General features: G+C 68.1%; 14 protein-coding genes. 6 read left to right on the top strand and 8 right to left on the bottom strand.

Going from position 1 to position 15850, the window contains the following annotated elements:
- Nucleotides 1-28: 28 nt before the first annotated feature.
- The 3 genes from ACSYGO_RS07690 to ACSYGO_RS07680 form a co-directional block, all read right to left on the bottom strand.
- Complete coding sequence (locus ACSYGO_RS07690) at nt 29-2896, bottom strand: tetratricopeptide repeat protein (protein WP_460386282.1); 2868 nt, start codon at nt 2894-2896, stop codon at nt 29-31.
- A gap of 797 nt (nt 2897-3693) precedes the next feature.
- Nucleotides 3694-4782: a hypothetical protein gene (locus ACSYGO_RS07685; protein WP_460386281.1), complete on the bottom strand. Its 1089-nt coding sequence runs from the start codon at nt 4780-4782 to the stop codon at nt 3694-3696.
- A 941-nt stretch (nt 4783-5723) separates the two neighbouring features.
- Nucleotides 5724-6017 carry a DUF6233 domain-containing protein gene (locus ACSYGO_RS07680; RefSeq protein ID WP_460389685.1) on the bottom strand — a complete coding sequence of 98 codons (294 nt, stop codon included), beginning with the start codon at nt 6015-6017 and terminating at the stop codon, nt 5724-5726.
- Here ACSYGO_RS07680 and ACSYGO_RS07675 point away from each other — a divergent pair.
- From ACSYGO_RS07675 to ACSYGO_RS07665, 3 genes are all read left to right on the top strand, one after another.
- The gene (locus ACSYGO_RS07675; protein ID WP_460386280.1) at nt 5985-6272 is read left to right on the top strand and encodes a hypothetical protein; all 288 of its coding nucleotides are present in this window, start codon (nt 5985-5987) and stop codon (nt 6270-6272) included. The genes ACSYGO_RS07680 and ACSYGO_RS07675 overlap by 33 nt on opposite strands.
- A gap of 7 nt (nt 6273-6279) precedes the next feature.
- The gene (locus ACSYGO_RS07670) at nt 6280-7287 is read left to right on the top strand and encodes a DNA polymerase Y family protein (RefSeq protein WP_460386279.1); all 1008 of its coding nucleotides are present in this window, start codon (nt 6280-6282) and stop codon (nt 7285-7287) included.
- A gap of 148 nt (nt 7288-7435) precedes the next feature.
- A complete protein-coding gene (locus tag ACSYGO_RS07665) occupies nt 7436-7678 on the top strand; it encodes a DUF6292 family protein (protein WP_460386278.1) in 243 nt (80 codons plus the stop codon).
- A gap of 197 nt (nt 7679-7875) precedes the next feature.
- Here the strand turns inward: ACSYGO_RS07665 and ACSYGO_RS07660 are convergent, their stop codons facing one another.
- The 4 genes from ACSYGO_RS07660 to ACSYGO_RS07645 all read right to left on the bottom strand — a co-directional run bounded on the left by ACSYGO_RS07660 (nt 7876) and on the right by ACSYGO_RS07645 (nt 10744).
- Nucleotides 7876-8532: a class I SAM-dependent methyltransferase gene (locus ACSYGO_RS07660; protein ID WP_460386276.1), complete on the bottom strand. Its 657-nt coding sequence runs from the start codon at nt 8530-8532 to the stop codon at nt 7876-7878.
- A gap of 150 nt (nt 8533-8682) precedes the next feature.
- Nucleotides 8683-9321, bottom strand: a complete 639-nt coding sequence (locus ACSYGO_RS07655) for an HAD family hydrolase (RefSeq protein ID WP_460386275.1) — start codon at nt 9319-9321, stop codon at nt 8683-8685.
- A 268-nt stretch (nt 9322-9589) separates the two neighbouring features.
- Nucleotides 9590-10015 (bottom strand): DUF4259 domain-containing protein, encoded by a 426-nt coding sequence (locus ACSYGO_RS07650; RefSeq protein WP_460386274.1) that lies wholly within the window; start codon nt 10013-10015, stop codon nt 9590-9592.
- A gap of 54 nt (nt 10016-10069) precedes the next feature.
- A complete protein-coding gene (locus tag ACSYGO_RS07645; protein WP_460386273.1) occupies nt 10070-10744 on the bottom strand; it encodes an ISL3 family transposase in 675 nt (224 codons plus the stop codon).
- Nucleotides 10745-11499: 755 nt separating this feature from the next.
- On the opposite strand from ACSYGO_RS07645, the gene ACSYGO_RS07640 reads away from it, so the two are divergent.
- A complete protein-coding gene (locus tag ACSYGO_RS07640) occupies nt 11500-11865 on the top strand; it encodes a GNAT family N-acetyltransferase (RefSeq protein ID WP_460386272.1) in 366 nt (121 codons plus the stop codon).
- 69 nt (nt 11866-11934) lie between these two features.
- Nucleotides 11935-12573 (top strand): DUF7003 family protein, encoded by a 639-nt coding sequence (locus tag ACSYGO_RS07635; RefSeq protein WP_460386271.1) that lies wholly within the window; start codon nt 11935-11937, stop codon nt 12571-12573.
- Nucleotides 12574-12964: 391 nt separating this feature from the next.
- On the opposite strand, the gene ACSYGO_RS07630 is transcribed toward ACSYGO_RS07635, so the two are convergent.
- Nucleotides 12965-13231, bottom strand: a complete 267-nt coding sequence (locus tag ACSYGO_RS07630) for a DUF4240 domain-containing protein (protein ID WP_460389684.1) — start codon at nt 13229-13231, stop codon at nt 12965-12967.
- A 483-nt stretch (nt 13232-13714) separates the two neighbouring features.
- Between ACSYGO_RS07630 and ACSYGO_RS07625 the strand changes: the two genes are divergently transcribed.
- Nucleotides 13715-15370 carry a serine/threonine protein kinase gene (locus ACSYGO_RS07625; protein WP_460386270.1) on the top strand — a complete coding sequence of 552 codons (1656 nt, stop codon included), beginning with the start codon at nt 13715-13717 and terminating at the stop codon, nt 15368-15370.
- Nucleotides 15371-15850 lie beyond the last annotated feature (480 nt).

The raw sequence follows: 15850 nt of genomic DNA, 5'->3' as shown, positions 1-15850 counted from the left end.
GCGTGGGCAAGCCTGCGCTGCCAGATCGTCACATATACCGCGCCTCTTCCAAGTTCGCCCGCACCAGTGCGATGGTCGGATGGCCCGGACTGAGTACCCGCTCGCAGTCCTGCAGGGTGCGTTCGAGCAGGGGGATCGCACGGAACAGATCCCCCGACGCCGCATACGCGGTGGCGAGGTTGTTTCGTGAGGTCAGAGTGTCCGGGTGGTCCCTGCCCAGCACCCGTTCCCGCTCCCGCAGGGTGTACTCGTGCAAGGGGATCGCCCGGCCCAGATCGCCCGCAGCCTCGTACACACCAGCCAGGTTGCTGCACGAGGTCAGCGTGTCGGGGTGGTCCCTGCCCAGCACCCGCTGGCTGTCCTGCAGGGTGCGCTCGTACAGCGGGATTGCCCGGCCCATATCGCCCGCAGCCTCGTACGCGTACGCGAGGTTGTTGCGCGATGCCCGTACGTCGGGGTGGTCTCCGCCTAGCACTCGCTCCCGCTCCCGCAGGGTGTACTCGTGCAAGGGGATCGCCCGCCTCAGATCCCCCGCCGCCTCGTACGCGCTGGCGAGGTTATAGCTCGAGGCCAGCGTGGCAGGGTGGTTAGCACCCAGTACGCGCTCCCGCTCCCGTAGGCTCAGCTCGTACAGCGGGATCGCCCGGCCCAGGTCCCCCAATGTCTCGTACGCATAGGCGAGGTTGCTGCGGGAAGTCGGTGTGTCGGGGTGATCCCTGCCCAGCACCCGTTCCCGCTCCCGCAAGTTGTACTCGTGCAACGAGATCGACCGCCTCAGATCCCCGGCCGCCTCGTACGTACTGGCGAGGTTGTTGCGCGAGGTCAGCGTGTCGGGGTGGTCCCTGCCCAGTACGCGCTCTCTGTCTTGCAGGATGTCTTCGAGCAGAGGAATCGCCCGGCCCAGGTCCCCCGCCGCCTGGTACGCGGTGGCGAGGTTGTTTCGGGAAGTCAGCGTGTCGGGGTGGTCTCTGCCCAGCACCCGTTCCCGCTCCTGCAGGGTGTACTCGTGCAAGGGGATCGCCCGCCTCAGATCCCCCGCCGCGTCGTACGCGCCAGCCAGGTTGTTGCGCAAGGTCAGCGTGTCGGGGTGGTCCCTGCCCAGTACACGCTCGCAGTCTTGCAGGATGCCTTCGAGCAGAGGAATCGCCCGGCCCAGGTCCCCCGCCGCCTGGTACGCGGTGGCGAGGTTGTTTCGGGAAGTCAGCGTGTCGGGGTGGTCCCTGCCCAGCACCCGTTCCTGCTCCCGCAGGGTGTACTCGTGCAACGGGATCGCCCGCCTCAGGTCCCCCGCCTCCTTATACGCAACGGCCAGGTTGTTGCGCGAGGTCAGCGTGTTGGGGTGGTCCCTGCCCAGCACCCGCTCGCTGTCCTGCAGGGTGCGTTCGTACAGCGGGATCGCCCGGCCCAGATCGCCCGCCGCCTCATATGCATATGCGAGGTTGCTGAGCCAGGTCAGCGTGTCGGGGTGATCTGCGCCCAGCACCCGCGTTTGGGTATTTAGGGCGCGTTGAAGGGCATGGATGGCGGGGGCGAGTGCTCCTTGACCCGTTCGGTAGGCGGCGGCGCGGTAGAGGATGCGGGCGGTTTGGATGGTGTCGCGGTCAGGGATGTGGTGGTGAGCGATGGCGTCGGCGTGCGGGAGAAGTGCAGCGCAACGGGGCCAAGTCTCGGGTTGGTCGATGCCTCCGGCGGGGAAGGAGTCCGAGAGGCAGGCTGTGGCCTGGTCTCGGGCGTGATCGACGGCTATGGGCTGGCGGTGGGGATCGTTTGGGTCCGGGGTGCGAGCGAGGGCCTGGACAAGGCGGTGGACGGTTAGCGTCGCGTCGTGGTTGTCGGTGATCATGTTGTAGGCAGTGAGCTTGCCGATCGCGGTGGCGAGCTGGGGTGGTTGGGCGAGGCTGTGGAGCAGGTCTCGGGGAATGTTGTCGGGGGCGTACCAGGCCAGAATCCGCAAGAGGTCGCCGGCGAGGGGGGTCTCGTCCAGGCGGTTCAGGGTGAGGTGCCAGATCCGGGCGATGGTGCGTTCGGAGTCGCTGCCCGTGGCGCTGGCGGCGAACATCGTGGCGGGCCACTGGGCCAGCATGTCCAGGTAGTCGAGAGGGTCTGTGCCAGTCTCGGCGCAGTACGCGGCGGCCTGTTCAATCGCCAGGGCCAGGTGCCCGAGTTCCTCGCATACGGCATCGGTGCCGGCGGTGTTCCGCGGGCCGTGGTGGCTGAGGATGCGAGTAAATAGGTCGACTGCTTCGGCCGGGTTGAATACGCCGAGGCGTGTGGCGGTGGCTTCGTGGTGCCAGCCGGTCGCGCGGCGGGTGGTGATCAGGAGTCGGCCGCCCGGCACCCGATCCAAGAGCGGGCGGATGTGCCGAGGGTCCTCGACGTTATCCAGCACGAGCAGCCAATCGTGATGGCCGGCGAGCCAGGCCACCGCGCGTTCGGTCTGCAATTCAGCGGGCAATCCGACCAGGCCGGGCTGCAGGGCCTGCGCCAAGGCAGCTAGTCCCGCGTCGATTGCGGCCGTGTCGTCGGCGGTGACCCACCACCGAATCTTCTCGTGCCGTCGGGCCGCCCAGTGCGCGGCGAGTGCCGACTTACCGACCCCGCCCAGCCCGTGCACGGCGTGCACGATGGCCTCCGCAGGGCGGGCGAACACCTTCTCCAGTGCGAGGAGTTCGTTGCTGCGGCCAACGAATGTTCCGGTCCCGATGTTCGACACCCCACGCGTCGCAGCGGCGTCCGGAATCGGTGCGTACGCCTCCGGCGGGAGCACGAATGCCTGCTCCGCCCTGACGTATTGCGTCGACGAGGCGATCACGCTGCCGCCAGCGACGATCGCGCCGTCGGTCCCGTGAAGTCCGACAGGTGTCGTCGGCCGCGCCGGCACCAGTTCCCCGGTCATGGCCGGTATTCGGTGTGAGAGTCGGTGACATCCTCACCTGCGACAATGGCCCCGTCGCTGCCCGCCATCCCAGACGTGCCGCCTGGCGCTGGCGCTGCGGGGGCAGGGGGTGGTGTCGACCCGGTGTATTGGGTTGAGGAGCCGGTCACGTTTCCCCGTGCCACGATCGCTCCCCGCACGCCGATCACCGGCTCCGCCGGCCCGGGCGGCGGAACGGGGACGGGGCCAGGGGTCGGCGTGCGCAACTGCCACAGAGACACGCCCAACGCGGCGACCCCGGCCACCGACCCAGCGACGCCCCAGCTCTGATCCGATCCTTCTGGATGCGCGACCGTGACCCACGCCAACAGCCCCACCGCCGTACTGACTCCTAGCAGGGCAAGCCCCCACCACCACACCCGCCGCCAGCTCGTCATGCTCCATGGTCGCCCCGAAGGCATGGTCAAGTCTGCCCATCCGCAAACCGGGCCCTTCGCTCGACGACACTGAGTGCGCGTCGACCACCCGGCCACTAGACCAGGTCACGTCCGCACCAGCCGCCAGCCGATCCAGTCGTGCTGATCCGACCTTCTCAACTTCGGCAGCAGGTTGGACCCGAGTGTGGAGGCCAGTCCTTCTTCGCCATGGCGACAAGGTACTTGGTGGACCGCTGCGTCTCTCACCTGCTCTGACGGTCTGCAGGCCTCTGAGCTTGTCCGCCAGTCTCGGAGATCTCTCCCCCCAGCGGCGACGTCTCAGTGACCTCCGGTCACATGACGTATCTGCCGCTTTGACCGCAGGGCCTGCCCTTCGGCCCGTCACTCGGACTGGTGCTCCGGTCCGCCGAAGTCCGGGCTGGTGAAGTCTGGACTGGAGAACCTCGGGCGGGGTCCTGTCGACGGTCCGCTGTCGGGGCTGGTGAACCCCGGCCGGTTGTACCCGAGGTGCGGGATGCGGCTCGGCGTCGGGGTCTGGCGGCCTAGCGCGGCGGAGCCGGGATCGGCGAGGGCCTCCCGGAGGAACGGCAGGACGCCCCGTTCTAGAAGTGCATCACGCCAGACTTCCCTGGCCCGGTCCACTTGTTCGTGCAGTTCGCCGCGGGCCTCGTCCGGTGGTGCGGACGAACTGCTGTGCAGTGCCGTCAGCACCAGGCCGCCCGCGGCGACCAGAAGCGCGGCCGCCGTGACCGCAGCGAAGACCCACCCCGCGGTCAGCAGCGTCCTGGCGAACGCACGCTCGGGATCGAGCATCTTCAGGACGTACCCGACAAGCAGGAAGATCGCAGCGACGGTGCCGGAGAGGATGGGGGCGAGCACGGCGAAGACAGCGAACGCTCCGGCACCGGCTACGGACGACTCTGTCACTTCCGGCGTACCCGGTGTGCGCGCCCCAACCACCCGCGGTACCTCTGGGCGTACATGCAGGCCGAGTAGCGTCGCCAGCAACCGGCGGCCGTAGGACATCTTGGCCCAACGCTGCGGAGCGACTCCGTGGCTGATCCGGCGGCCACCCGGTTGACCGGCACCGAGGACGGCGGCGCCGAACCGATGACCCAGACCAGCCGGGGCATGCTCACCGGTCGCTGCCGGGCGGGTACCAGAGCCGGGCAATGGGGACCGGGCGGACCCCGAGCTCGAAGACGAGTACACCGCCTCTGAAGCCTCGTACCTGCGCGCCGGGTTGCGCAGTTCCTCACGGGCCTTTACATAGTTCTGGTACTCGGTCGCCGCGGCCGCCGTGATGAGCGCGGTGGCGTTGAGTGCCATGGTGCGCAGTTGTTCGGGGTTGAGCCGCTGGCCGACAGCGGCGAGTTCCGGGCGGTGTGGTGCGGAGCGCAGCGCCTCATCGAGGATCCGCTCGTATTCCTGGCGGTCCTCGCTCAGCAGGTGCTGCGGAACGCTGTTCACAGCCCCTCCTCCCCGAACGCCGGTCCTTGCCGCCATCGTGGCGCGTCGCGGCCATCGGAGCTAGATCCCGTTCCATCGGGAGGGTCTGCAGGGAAGGGAACGTTCTCGGAACGCGGGGGATCGGGCTGCCGTGTTCGGTCCGCGGGGAACTCGGCGGGGGCGGGTTCCGGGATGCGAGTGTCCGCAGCGGCAGCGGCAGCAGCAGCGGCGGCAGCGGGCGGCCCCGAAGGTGTCGGCCGTGCGGGGGGCAGCGTGTTATCGGCAGGGGCGGAATGCTGGACCGAGGTCACGGAGGACGAGTCCGGCGCCGGTTGCGGTTCCGTTCGAGGCATCGGAGTGGACGGAGCTACGGCAACTGCTGCACCCGGTGCTTCCACGGTGCCGGAGACGTCTGCACCACGCTGAGCACCGGCTGTCGAAGGCACCTCGACCTCCGCCACCCCAGCCGGCTGCTGTCCGTCCGTCACTGCCTCGTTCACCGACTGGATGCGGCCCAGTGCGGCGAGCAGCATGGGCGCCGACATTCCAACGACGACAGCGGCGTATTCACCTTCGATCTGTCCCGTTGAACCGAACAGCACCGCAGCCCCGGCACCCATCACGCCGTGCACGACGGCCGCGGCGATATCAACGGCGGGGTCGATGTACGCCGGGAACCTTGGGGCATCGCCCCGCGCCAGGCCTACCGCGGTCAACTGCCGATGGGCTCGGCGATCGGTCTGCCAGGACACGAACCGGGCGTACATGTCCAGGGCACCACGCAGCAGACCACCCGCTGCCCCCAACAGGATCAACGTCGCGACGGCCACGGTCTCCCCCGAGTGACGACGCTGACGCCTGGCTGCGAGTTTCCGGACACCCGACGAGCGTAGGGCCGCGCGTACGCTACTGGGAAGGGCACAGGGTGGCGCAGAGATCGGTCAACTGCCCATCCCGCACACTTATTTGCCCTCAATGTCAGCGCGAGGCGCATCCCGAATGCAGCCCGCGAAGCGCTCCGCCGACAGCACGTCAAGCGTGCTCAGAGGAGACACGAGGAGCTGGACCACGCCCGGCCAGTCGCCATGGCGAGACACGCGTACGTTCAGCCGGATGTCGGGCTGACGGTGGGTGCATGCCTGCAGCCCAGCGGTAAGCACGTCGCGGGCCTCGCTGCGGGAGATGGGGCGTCGCCGGGCGCCGGGCATGTGGCAGTCGCCGGCGTGGAGCTGGACCGGAGGCTTGCCGGACCCGATGCCGAGCTCGACGATCCACTCGGGGGGCGGCGGCCGGTGCTGGCGGCCGCGTTCTTCTTCGGCCTCCCGCGTGCGCAGCGCCGTGATCTTGGCGTCGATGCGCTGTACCTAGAGCAGATGCCAGGTGCACAAGGTGGCCAGGTGTTCCAGGTCCGGCGGCAAATCATCGAACATATTTTTGATTTTATGCCCGCGGTCACTCGCCTCGCTCTCGCGTGTTCGATTTTATGTTCGATATCGTGGGGGTGGAGGTGAGCGTGGCATGAGTACGTGGTCGACGAGGAACCGGCAGGGCGTAGTGATGCATGTGCGCTGCCCGGACCGGCTGCCGGAGCACATGTACCGGCAGGTGCTGGAGCAGCTGGCGGAGCTCTCGCCGGTGGTGCAGGCGCTGCCGCCCACGGCGGCCCTGGTGGACCTGCGCGGTTCGCTGCGCTACCACGGCGTCGACGGCCGGCGCCTGGGGGAGGTGCTGCGGGTGCGGACGATCGCCCGGCTCGGTGTCGACGTCCGGGTCGGCATCGGCCCGAGCATCACGGTCGCCGCGACCGCCTCCGCCCAGGTGACACGACCCGGAGGCGTGCTCGCGATCGACGCCGACCAGGCCACCGGTTGGCTCGCCTCTCTGCCGGTGGAGGCCCTGCACGGCATCGGCCCCCGCCAGGCAGCCGTCCTGACCGACTACGGCATCCACTCGGTCGGCCTGCTCGCCACGATCCCGCCCGCCACCACACAACGCCTGCTCGGCGGGAAAGCCGGACGGCTCGCCACCGACCGGGCCCGCGGCATCGACCCCCGCGCCGTCGTCCCGCGCGCCCTGCCCTCGAGCGCGACCGTGCGCTGCTCGTTCGACCGCCACACTCTGGACGGCGCCATGGTGCGATCAGCCCTGCTGGACCTGGTGATGCAACTCGGCACACAGCTGCGCGGCCGCGCCCAGGCCGCCCGCGCGCTCACCTTGACCCTCAAGTTCGCCGGGGGAAGCAGCTGGGAGAAGACCCGCCGCCTGCGCGAGCCGTCCGCACACGACGACGACCTGCGCCACCTCGCCTACCAGCTGATCGACGCCGCTGGCCTGCAGCGCGGCCGCCTGACCGGACTCGCCCTGAAAGCCGAGGACCTGGCCGACGCCGACCAGGTCGCCGAACAGATCAGCCTCGACACCGCCCGCGAAGCCCGCCTCGTCGCCGAGACCGCCATCGACCGGGTCCGCGACAAGTTCGGCCCCCGTGTCATCGGACCCGCCGCCGTCTACCGGCGCGCCTCCTGAACGTGAGCGATCCCCAACCCTCTGGCAGAGAGGCGTGGCCCATGCTGCTCGAACCGCCCGGGCTCATCCCCGCCCACCAGCTGCCGCACTGGCACTATGTGCAAGCCGTCGACGAGGCCCTCACCGCTCGCGGCATCCCGCCCGGAGCGTGCGCGCCGACCGCACCCGCCGCGAGCTGGGGGAGACCATGTACATGGTCTTCAGCTGGGACGTCAGCCGGACGGCCGGTCACGCCGGTGTACGCCTGCACTGGGGCGAGGAAACCGGCTGGTCCTGTGCCCACACCGGCGCCAACCCGCGTATCCGCACGCCCCGTCGCCCTGTCGCTGCTCTGCGCCGCGTCTTTGCGCAGCCCGATGACGTCGCCACCGTGGCAGAGCAGCTGGTGTGACACGGTGGCGCTGCTACGGGTGACTTCAGCGCAGAGTGGGAGCAGGCCAGCTCGATGTGGGGCGTGGTCGACGCCTGGCGCCGCCGCGCAGCCCCCCCGTAGAGCGAGTGAGGCCGAACGGGGCATGTCCTCATGGGCAGGCGATTGACCCGCAAGAACCCCAGGGCCGGCGGGTGGTCGAAGAAGCCCCAGGCCACTCAGACTTGATGCCATACGAGCGTATAGCGCCAGAACAACCGCCGCCGCAGCCGTGCGCCGGGGAGGAGGGGCCCGGTTTCACGGACGATGTCGTCAAAGGTCATGTCTGCTGCGCGAGTAGGGGCCGTCATGGATGCGGGCCGCGGTGAGGAGCGGCCTTTGTTCTTCAGCCAGCCCATAGCGGCGTTGGCTGGAATGGCGAGGGCTCCGAGCAGATGGTCCGCAGATGTCTGGGGGCGGGACAGGCCGACGATCACCAAGGTCCCTCCCGGCGCCAGATGACTGCGGAAACAGGCGAGTGCCTGGGCGAACGGGAGATGATGGACCGTGGCGACACACGTGATGACGTCGTAGGAGCCGGCAGGGAACTCGGCTACCGCATCCGCGACGGTGAAGGTCACAGGAAGCGATGCAGGAGTCAGCTTCTGAGCCTGGACCGTGATCACCGGATCGGCATCGACTGCCGTCACGGCAACGGCACGTCGGGCCAAGAGCCTTGCAAGGTCACCGCTGCCGGAGCCGATGTCCACAGCGCGATCGATGCGTTTCGGCAGCTGCCGCAAGATCCAACGATGGTAGTGGGCGTTGTGATCCCAGGGATAGGCGGCATTGAACCGCTCAAGAGCCCGCAGGATACGCGGCGAAAGGATCTTCATCCCCTCAGCCCATCAAGTCCTGGCAGCACGCACACACCGTTCCGGAACAGATCAACCGCCGCACCCGAGCCCGTGCCGAACACGCAGAAGCGGGCTGACCAACCGCTCCACCGCCTGGCCGGCAACCGCTGAAGGCCGGCCAGGCCGACGTCATCCGAGCGGGACAGGCCCTCCACCCCGGGGACCAGCGTCCAGATGAGCTGCGATGCGCGCAATCGTCTGGGCGTTGTCCTCGAACAGATGCGCCTGCATGCCCGCCGCCTGAGCAGCCTCAACATTTACTGCGAGATCGTCGATGAACAGACAGCTCTCCGGCCGCACCTCCAGGCTGGCGCATACGGTCTCGAAGGCACGCGGGTCCGGCTTCTCGATGCCGATCTCGTGCGAGTACACGATTTGCTCGACCAGTTCGTCGAAGTGATACAGCGCGGTCTCCCGTTCCCGGGCGCCGACGAAGCTGTTGCTCAGGATGCCCAGCCTGCAGCTTCCTCGCAGCCCACGCACGTAAGCGATGAGTTCCTCGTTCGGCTTTCCCAGGTATTCCGCCCAGAGATCAGCCATGAAGGCTTCAATCTGGGGCGCGTCGAGCCTCAAGCGTGCTGCCACCTGCTCGTGAACCTCTCGTTCACTGATGCTCCCGAGGCTCCCGGCTTGCCACACGTCGCGCAGCCGCTCATGCACAGTGCCGAGCGGCAACTCCAGCCGCTCTTCCCATCGCTGCACGCAGCCGGTTTCCGGCGTGATCTCCAGCACGCCACCGATATCGAGAATGACGCAGGTCGCCGTCACTCGAACTCCCCCTCTTCGTCCAGCCCGGCTGGCGAGCGCACACCGCTCGCTCGTGTGATCTACGGAGACACTGTCGCCCTTCCCTCTGGGGCAAGGTCAAGCGATCTTGAAACCTTGTAGGAGCCCTGTTGCGAGCCGCCGACACAGCTCGGCTGCATCGGCAGGTGCCTTCGAAACTCGTGACGAACCGCGGAGTCCTCGGCCGGACGATGACGTCAGAACTCGGGCTCTGGCTCAAGTTCTGTGGTCCGTGACTGTGGGTTACCTGTTAGATCTCGAAAAGAACTTCTTCTTGTGGTGGGTTCGGAGGATCGAGAACATCGCGGAGGCGCGTGATGTCCTGGCGCCATTTCGGCCCCTTCGTGGCCTCGCCCCACAGCTCGGCGAGTTCAGACAGCTCAGCAACCGCTTGGTCCAGGGCGTCGATGGCGAGTGCTCGAAGGTCTTCGGACAACTGCGGCAGCGGCTCCGATGGGCCGTAGTTCGAGCACGCGGGCTCGCCGTCAGGGTGCTGGGCGACCACCAGGGCTGCTGCGGCAACCGCTCGCTCGGCATCGGAAGTGTTCAGGTAGTCGGCGGTGTCGGCGGCACGTTTGAGGACTCTCCGGATCATGGGCTCGCGTTCTCCCATGGTCGCGTCATCCAAGTCGGCGGCGGTGTCGTTGTCGAAGGGGCCGATGTCCCAGGTGCCCATATCTCTCCTCGCGCGGTCGTCTGGAGATCGTCGCACTGGCCACCGACAATGAGGTCAGGAGGCAAGCAGCACCCGCTTGCGCAGGAGCTGGAATCCCGCGCGGCCGAACATCTGGCGCTTCAGCATCTTGATCCGGTTGACATGGCCTTCGACCGCGCCTGAGTTCCAGGGCAGGGTGAGTCCGGCGATGACGGCATCAAGATCGCGGTCGATGCCTGCGGCGAGGGTGTGGAGGCTCGGGAGGTCGTCCTGCCGGACGGCGTCGAGCCAGTCGGGGAGGCGCTGGCCCTGGCGTTCGGTGAGCATGGCCGCGAAGGACCGGACATGGCGGGTGAGGGCGTTCAGTTCCGGACAGTTGCTCCGGACCGTCTTGAGCTGGAGCTGTTCGGATTCGGCGAGGGTATCGGGGTGCCGAAGGACCCATCCGGCAACAGTGCGTGGTGAGGGCGGCCGGGCGGTCACCTGCCGTGGTGAGGTGCGCTTTTTTCTCAGATGGGCACGGACGCGCTGGTAGCTGCCCTTGTAGCCGAGTGGCAAGATCTCCTCCCACAGCTTCCACGCGTTGGTGAAGCCTTCGTTCCAGCGGTCGTCCAGGTAAGGCTTGTAGTCGTCGAGGACCGAGGGCCGGTTCTGCCACTGGCCGGTGAACAGATCCTCCGGCTTCGGGGCATCGGAGAACCGTTTGACGGTGTGCCAGGCGGCTACGCGACGGCAGCCGAACAGGGACACATGCCGCCTGCGCGAATGGACGGAACAAGTCCGGCCGCGGATAACCAACCTGTAAGCCGGCGTAGCAGAGACGGACATCGGTCGGGTCCTGAGCGGCCAACTACCGCTGAGTGAACTGATCAACCGGCCTAGCAGGTGCGGGGTGCAGGTACCTGGTGCCGTTCTGTGGCTTGGGTAAGTGCGCGGCGATGGATGCCCAGAACAGGGATGCACCAAGACTCAACCACTGCTTGCTTTCCCGTGTCGCAATGAGGGCACATTCCGAGACCGAGGGCACGCTCCACCGGTGCGATGAGCATCGGCGCGGCCCGGCCGGTCTGCCAACGAGCGAGTGGTCATATTTCGGTCCTGGATCGCCAGGTGACGGCTGCACAGCATCACGAGTCCCTGCACCGCGGCGCCATAGGCAAGCTCGGGCCGACCTTGCCTCAGGCGCCCGGGCGGGCGGACGGCATTTGATGCGTTCGCGGACGACAGGGACGGTCCGCTGCACCCGTCTGCGGCCATGAAGCGTCGGACGGATCGCTGACGTGGACCGCGTGTCCGTCGGGTCGGACCATGCCCTGCACGGTTCGCCCCGACGGGGTGGTGTTATGAGGTGAGGTGGTCCAGGAGCCAGGTGGTGATGGCCCGGAGGGTGCCGGAGGCGACACCGCGGAGGGCGGCGCCGGCCAGGGGAGCAGCCAGCCGGACGGATCGTCGCCGTCGCCCACGCGATCCCACCGGTGGACTGGCTGAGAGCGATGGAGTCGGGCTTGGGCCGGCAGACGTGCCTCATGCTGTCGAGGGCGCTCGTCGAACTGGAGGCGGTCTCCGTCGCCGACAGCGCCCGGGGCCAGGGGCTGGGGCACCACCTCGTCGACGAACTGGTCCGCTCGTACACCCGCCAGGGCTATGAGGCGATGCTGGGTGGTATTCATACCCACAAGCCCTATCTGGCGCCGTACTACGAGGCTGACGGCTTCAGCGTCCTGTCTCCAGGGGCTCCGCTCGACCTGCAGATCCCCATCGGCCGGATCCGGTTCCCGGCTGAGCCGTCGATGCGGCACCTGGTGCGCCCGCTCGCACCGGGCGTGTTGTATCGGGCTGGGGTTGTCGGGGGCCTGCTGGCTGGCCGGTGAGGCACCGCGTCCGTCAGTTCGCTCCTGTCCAAGGGGCCATTGTCAGTCGGCCCCGGTAGCGTCCGCCACATGATCGAAGTGGAAAGCGTACTTGCTCAACTGGACATATGTGCGGGCGAGTTCAGGTTCCCCGACCTCGGCCATGGTTACTTCTCCGCTGTGGATGCGCGGATGCACCTCTTCCGCGACCCGGAGCGCTGGGCTCTGATCGTCGAGACCGTCGGCTACAACCCGCGCATGGGAAACCTCGTTGACGTGCTCCATGTCTTCGGAAATTGCCTGACGGCTGGTGGGCCGGGCTTTGCGAACGAGGGTTTCCTCGACCGCGTCGAAAACATGGAGGAGATCGACGACGAGGAGGAGTACGCGGGGGAGGCTCCTGTAGTCGTCAGGGGCTGGCCGCTCGTCGTGGACATGGAGCCCGGCAAGCCGCTCGAAGATGTGTTCCGCGCACTCGTGCCGGAGCACCGGGACCTGCTCCTCGCGGACGAGGCCGAACTGCGGTCGCGAATCCCCGCCGACCTGCCGAAAGTGCTGCAGCTGGAGGAATGGCACCAGCCGGAGGATCTCGTTGAATGGCCTCCCGGCACGAGTGAGACCTACCAGCAGATCGCGGAAGTCCTTGCCTCCGGTGACATCAGCCGCTACCGACCGAGCCTTTCACCCAATTCCCACTGGTCCAACTGGCCGGACTCCGGGCAGCTGTGACCGGTCGCCAAGGCTGGGACAGGTAGAGGGCCGCGCCCTCAGCGACGTGCTGGCCTGGCTGTCCACCGCCCCACTGGAGTGGCGCAAACAGATCTGCTTCGGGGCCGGCACGTGTACTTCGCCGTGCAGCAAGGGTGCAGCATCTCCGGGGGCCGGATGGCTCTCGGTCCTGGCATCGACGTGTGCGGCCCATGGCTGCTAGCGGTGGCTACCTCATCGGCCCAGGCTCTGTCGTAGGCGGCGCGCGCTACGCCAGCGAACTCGATGTGCAGGTGGCGGCACTGTCCGGATGGATCGGCTCACGCCTCAGCAGCGAGTCGGCCAACACCTGCCACTCTGGTGGGGACGATCAGTAGCTCTGGAGTTCGTCACCATCCGCAGGCCATGCCGTTCAATCAGCCCAGCCCTCGGTGTTCGAAAAGGACTCGTAGGAGTAGCGCGTGTCTCGGTTCCACTCCTCCCCGGTGATCCGTTTGTACGCCTGATCCGGCGTGTACAGCAGGCTCTCGGCCCAGATCAGGTCGCTCGCGTAAGGAGTGAAGGCCGTAGGGTCATGGAGGACTCTGTTGAATTCGGTGCGCCCGGCGGCGACGACGGCGGCACGGGTGTAGAGGAAGGCATCTTCTCCCAGATTGTGTCCGTACTCCTTACGGTCCAGCCGGTAGAGCGCCCAGGACAGTTGTTCGGCAAAGCCGATGACCAGCGAGAGCGGGGAGCGGGCAAGCCCGCTCGGTCAGGGTGGCTGCAAGGAGGTCGGCGTCCGGGTCAGGTCCCGTGGGCGTGCAGTCCTCGATGAGCTGCCAAAAGGCGTCCTCGTTCATGCTGGCGATCATGCCGCAGGGGACTGACAGTCCGGTCTGCCGGGTCGTCTGCTTGCTGCTGTGAGACGTGCACGCGGAGCAGGGTGAGCTTGGCATCGGAAGCTGCGAACTCCGGGGAGCAGGGGACTCGGCGCTTCCTGAAGTGATCCAGAGGAAACGGCATCGCCCACACCTGTGGACCATCAGCCCCGGACTGATCCAACCACCTCGAAGCTTTCCGGGAGGAGTTCTCGGAGCAGCGGTGCAACCGCTGGCGGGGGCGTGAGAGAGTTGCGGCCCGACTGACACGGTTGGGGTGTTCTTGCCTGTGGGGGGCGTTCATGTCCACGCGTATTCATCCTGCGTGGCCTGGTGATCCGGGCCGGATCGGCCCGTACCGGATCATCGGGCGTCTGGGTTCGGGCGGCATGGGCACGGTCCATGCGGCCCTGGATTCCGGCGGCCATCGGGTGGCGGTCAAGGTCGTCCACCCGGCGCAGGCCGGCGATGAGGAGTTCCGGGCCCGGTTCACGCGGGAAGTAGCGTTGTCCCAGCGGGTCACGGGGCCCTGTCTGGTGCCGCTGCTCGCCGCAGACCCCAGCGCGATGGTCCCCTGGCTGGCCACCCCGTACGTCCCCGGCCCCACACTCGGCGAGTACGTCTCCGCGCAGGGCCCGCTGTCCGGGGCGCGGCTGTACGCGCTGGCGGCCGGGACCGCGGCCGCGTTGGCGGCTGTCCATGCAGCCGGGGTGGTGCACCGTGATGTGAAGCCGGGCAACGTCATCCTGGCGCCGGATGGGCCGCGGGTGCTGGACTTCGGCATCGCCCACGCCCTGGACGGCACCTCGGTGACGCGGACCGGCGTGATGACCGGCACCGCGGGGTGGATCAGCCCCGAGGGCTACCGCACCGGTGCGACGGGGCCGGCCGGGGACATCTTTGCCTGGGGAGCACTGGTCGCCTACGCCGCCACCGGACGGCTGCCCTTCGGTACCGGCGCACCGGACGCGGTCGCGGCTCGGGTGATGTCCGCCGCCCCCGACCTTGCCGGGATCCCTGACGACCTCCTGGCCCTGGTGACCTCCGCGCTGGCCAAAAACCCGGAGGAGCGACCCACGGCCGACGCCCTGGCCGGGCAGTGCACGGCGCTGCTCGCCGCTCAGACCACCCAGGTCCTGCAGCCGGGGGGCGAGGCACCGACTCTGGCGGCTGGCCTGGTAACGGCCCGATGGGAGGGCCTGTCGGCGGCCGAGGACGACCCCGCCTGGACCGTGGCGCGACGCCGGGTCGCCCGCCGCCGCGCCTGGCTCATTGGCGCGGCCGCTGCCACCGCGTTCGCCGTGGCCGCCGCCAGCACCTACCTGATCGCGGAACAGGACCGGGACGGGCAGCGAGGCGGCACACGAGCCGCGGGCACGACGGCCTCAGCCACGGCCTCACCTGGCAGACGTTCCGAGGCGGCGACCGCCTCCCCGGCAGCAGGCACCCCGAAAGCCGCTCCAGAGAAGAAGACCCCGGCGGCGACCGTGTCCGCAACCTGCCTGCCGGTCACCTACAAGACCCCCACGGGTCCGGCGACCTGCGAGTCCAAGAAGGACATCTGCACCGTCCGATCCCCGTACTACGTCAAGGACATCGACAGACTGTGCGGCGGCCCGCCCGTCCTGCAGAAGGTCAGCATCATCTCCGAGCCGCCTACCGGCGGGGACCCAAGCGTCTTCTACTGCGTCGCCTGGACCGGCAGCGGCAGCGACACATCCCGTGACGCCGTGCTGCCGATGAACGCCCCCGGCTACCAGTGCGGCGCCGATCTACTGAACCCCGCCGGCACCCAAGATGCACCGGGGGACAACATCGTCTTCTTCGACACCGAGCAGGACTGTACACCCCTGTATCCCGGAACGCGCCTGACCTACCCCGCCGTTCTGGATTACAGCAGCCTCGACGACCAGCAACTCCCGCAGTACGTCTGCCTCACTGAACACGTCGGGGCTTGACCCACCGGCGCTAAATCTCGGCGTCCCCCCAGTCGCACACGATGTGGTCGTGCTGCGAGGAAGCCCGCCTCCCGGTGCCTGGAGGCCCGGATGAGATCTGGTGTGGATGGAGCGAAGCCCGCCGTCGTAGGGCCGTGGGCTTCGCCAGCCGACCGGGATGCATTCCGCGGTCGTCGGTGCCAGATGCTGGACGGCTTCGCACAGGGCGCGTGGCCCTCACGCGAGGAGCAGACGCGCATCTGGGGCGGTGCAGCCGTTTCGGGACCGGTTACGGAGCGTACGCACGGGCCGCCAGCGGCTGGATGGAGCCGCTAGGGTCGCTGACCAACACGGTCAGGGACGTCCAGGTCCTTCGCGCCCTCGAGGCGGACAGACGGTCGTGATCACGCTGTCGCGCAGCGAGAGGCCGTGATGATTGCCCGTCTCATGCGGCCCAAGTCGTGGGCGACACGCGATGGTTGGTGCTTCTTGGCGTGTCGC

This window comes from Streptomyces krungchingensis, assembly GCF_054729265.1.
The sequence above is the reverse complement of the archived record's forward strand: the minus strand, read 5'-3'. Positions and strand labels throughout refer to the sequence as shown.

What these genes read in the sequence shown, in the direction of transcription:
- ACSYGO_RS07690 (WP_460386282.1), bottom strand. Translation starts at nt 2,896, where the DNA reads ATGACCGGGGAACTGGTGCCGGCGCGGCCGACGACACCTGTCGGACTT.
- ACSYGO_RS07670 (WP_460386279.1), top strand. Translation starts at nt 6,280, where the DNA reads ATGAGTACGTGGTCGACGAGGAACCGGCAGGGCGTAGTGATGCATGTG.
- ACSYGO_RS07660 (WP_460386276.1), bottom strand. Translation starts at nt 8,532, where the DNA reads ATGAAGATCCTTTCGCCGCGTATCCTGCGGGCTCTTGAGCGGTTCAAT.
- ACSYGO_RS07650 (WP_460386274.1), bottom strand. Translation starts at nt 10,015, where the DNA reads ATGGGCACCTGGGACATCGGCCCCTTCGACAACGACACCGCCGCCGAC.
- ACSYGO_RS07635 (WP_460386271.1), top strand. Translation starts at nt 11,935, where the DNA reads ATGATCGAAGTGGAAAGCGTACTTGCTCAACTGGACATATGTGCGGGC.
- ACSYGO_RS07625 (WP_460386270.1), top strand. Translation starts at nt 13,715, where the DNA reads ATGTCCACGCGTATTCATCCTGCGTGGCCTGGTGATCCGGGCCGGATC.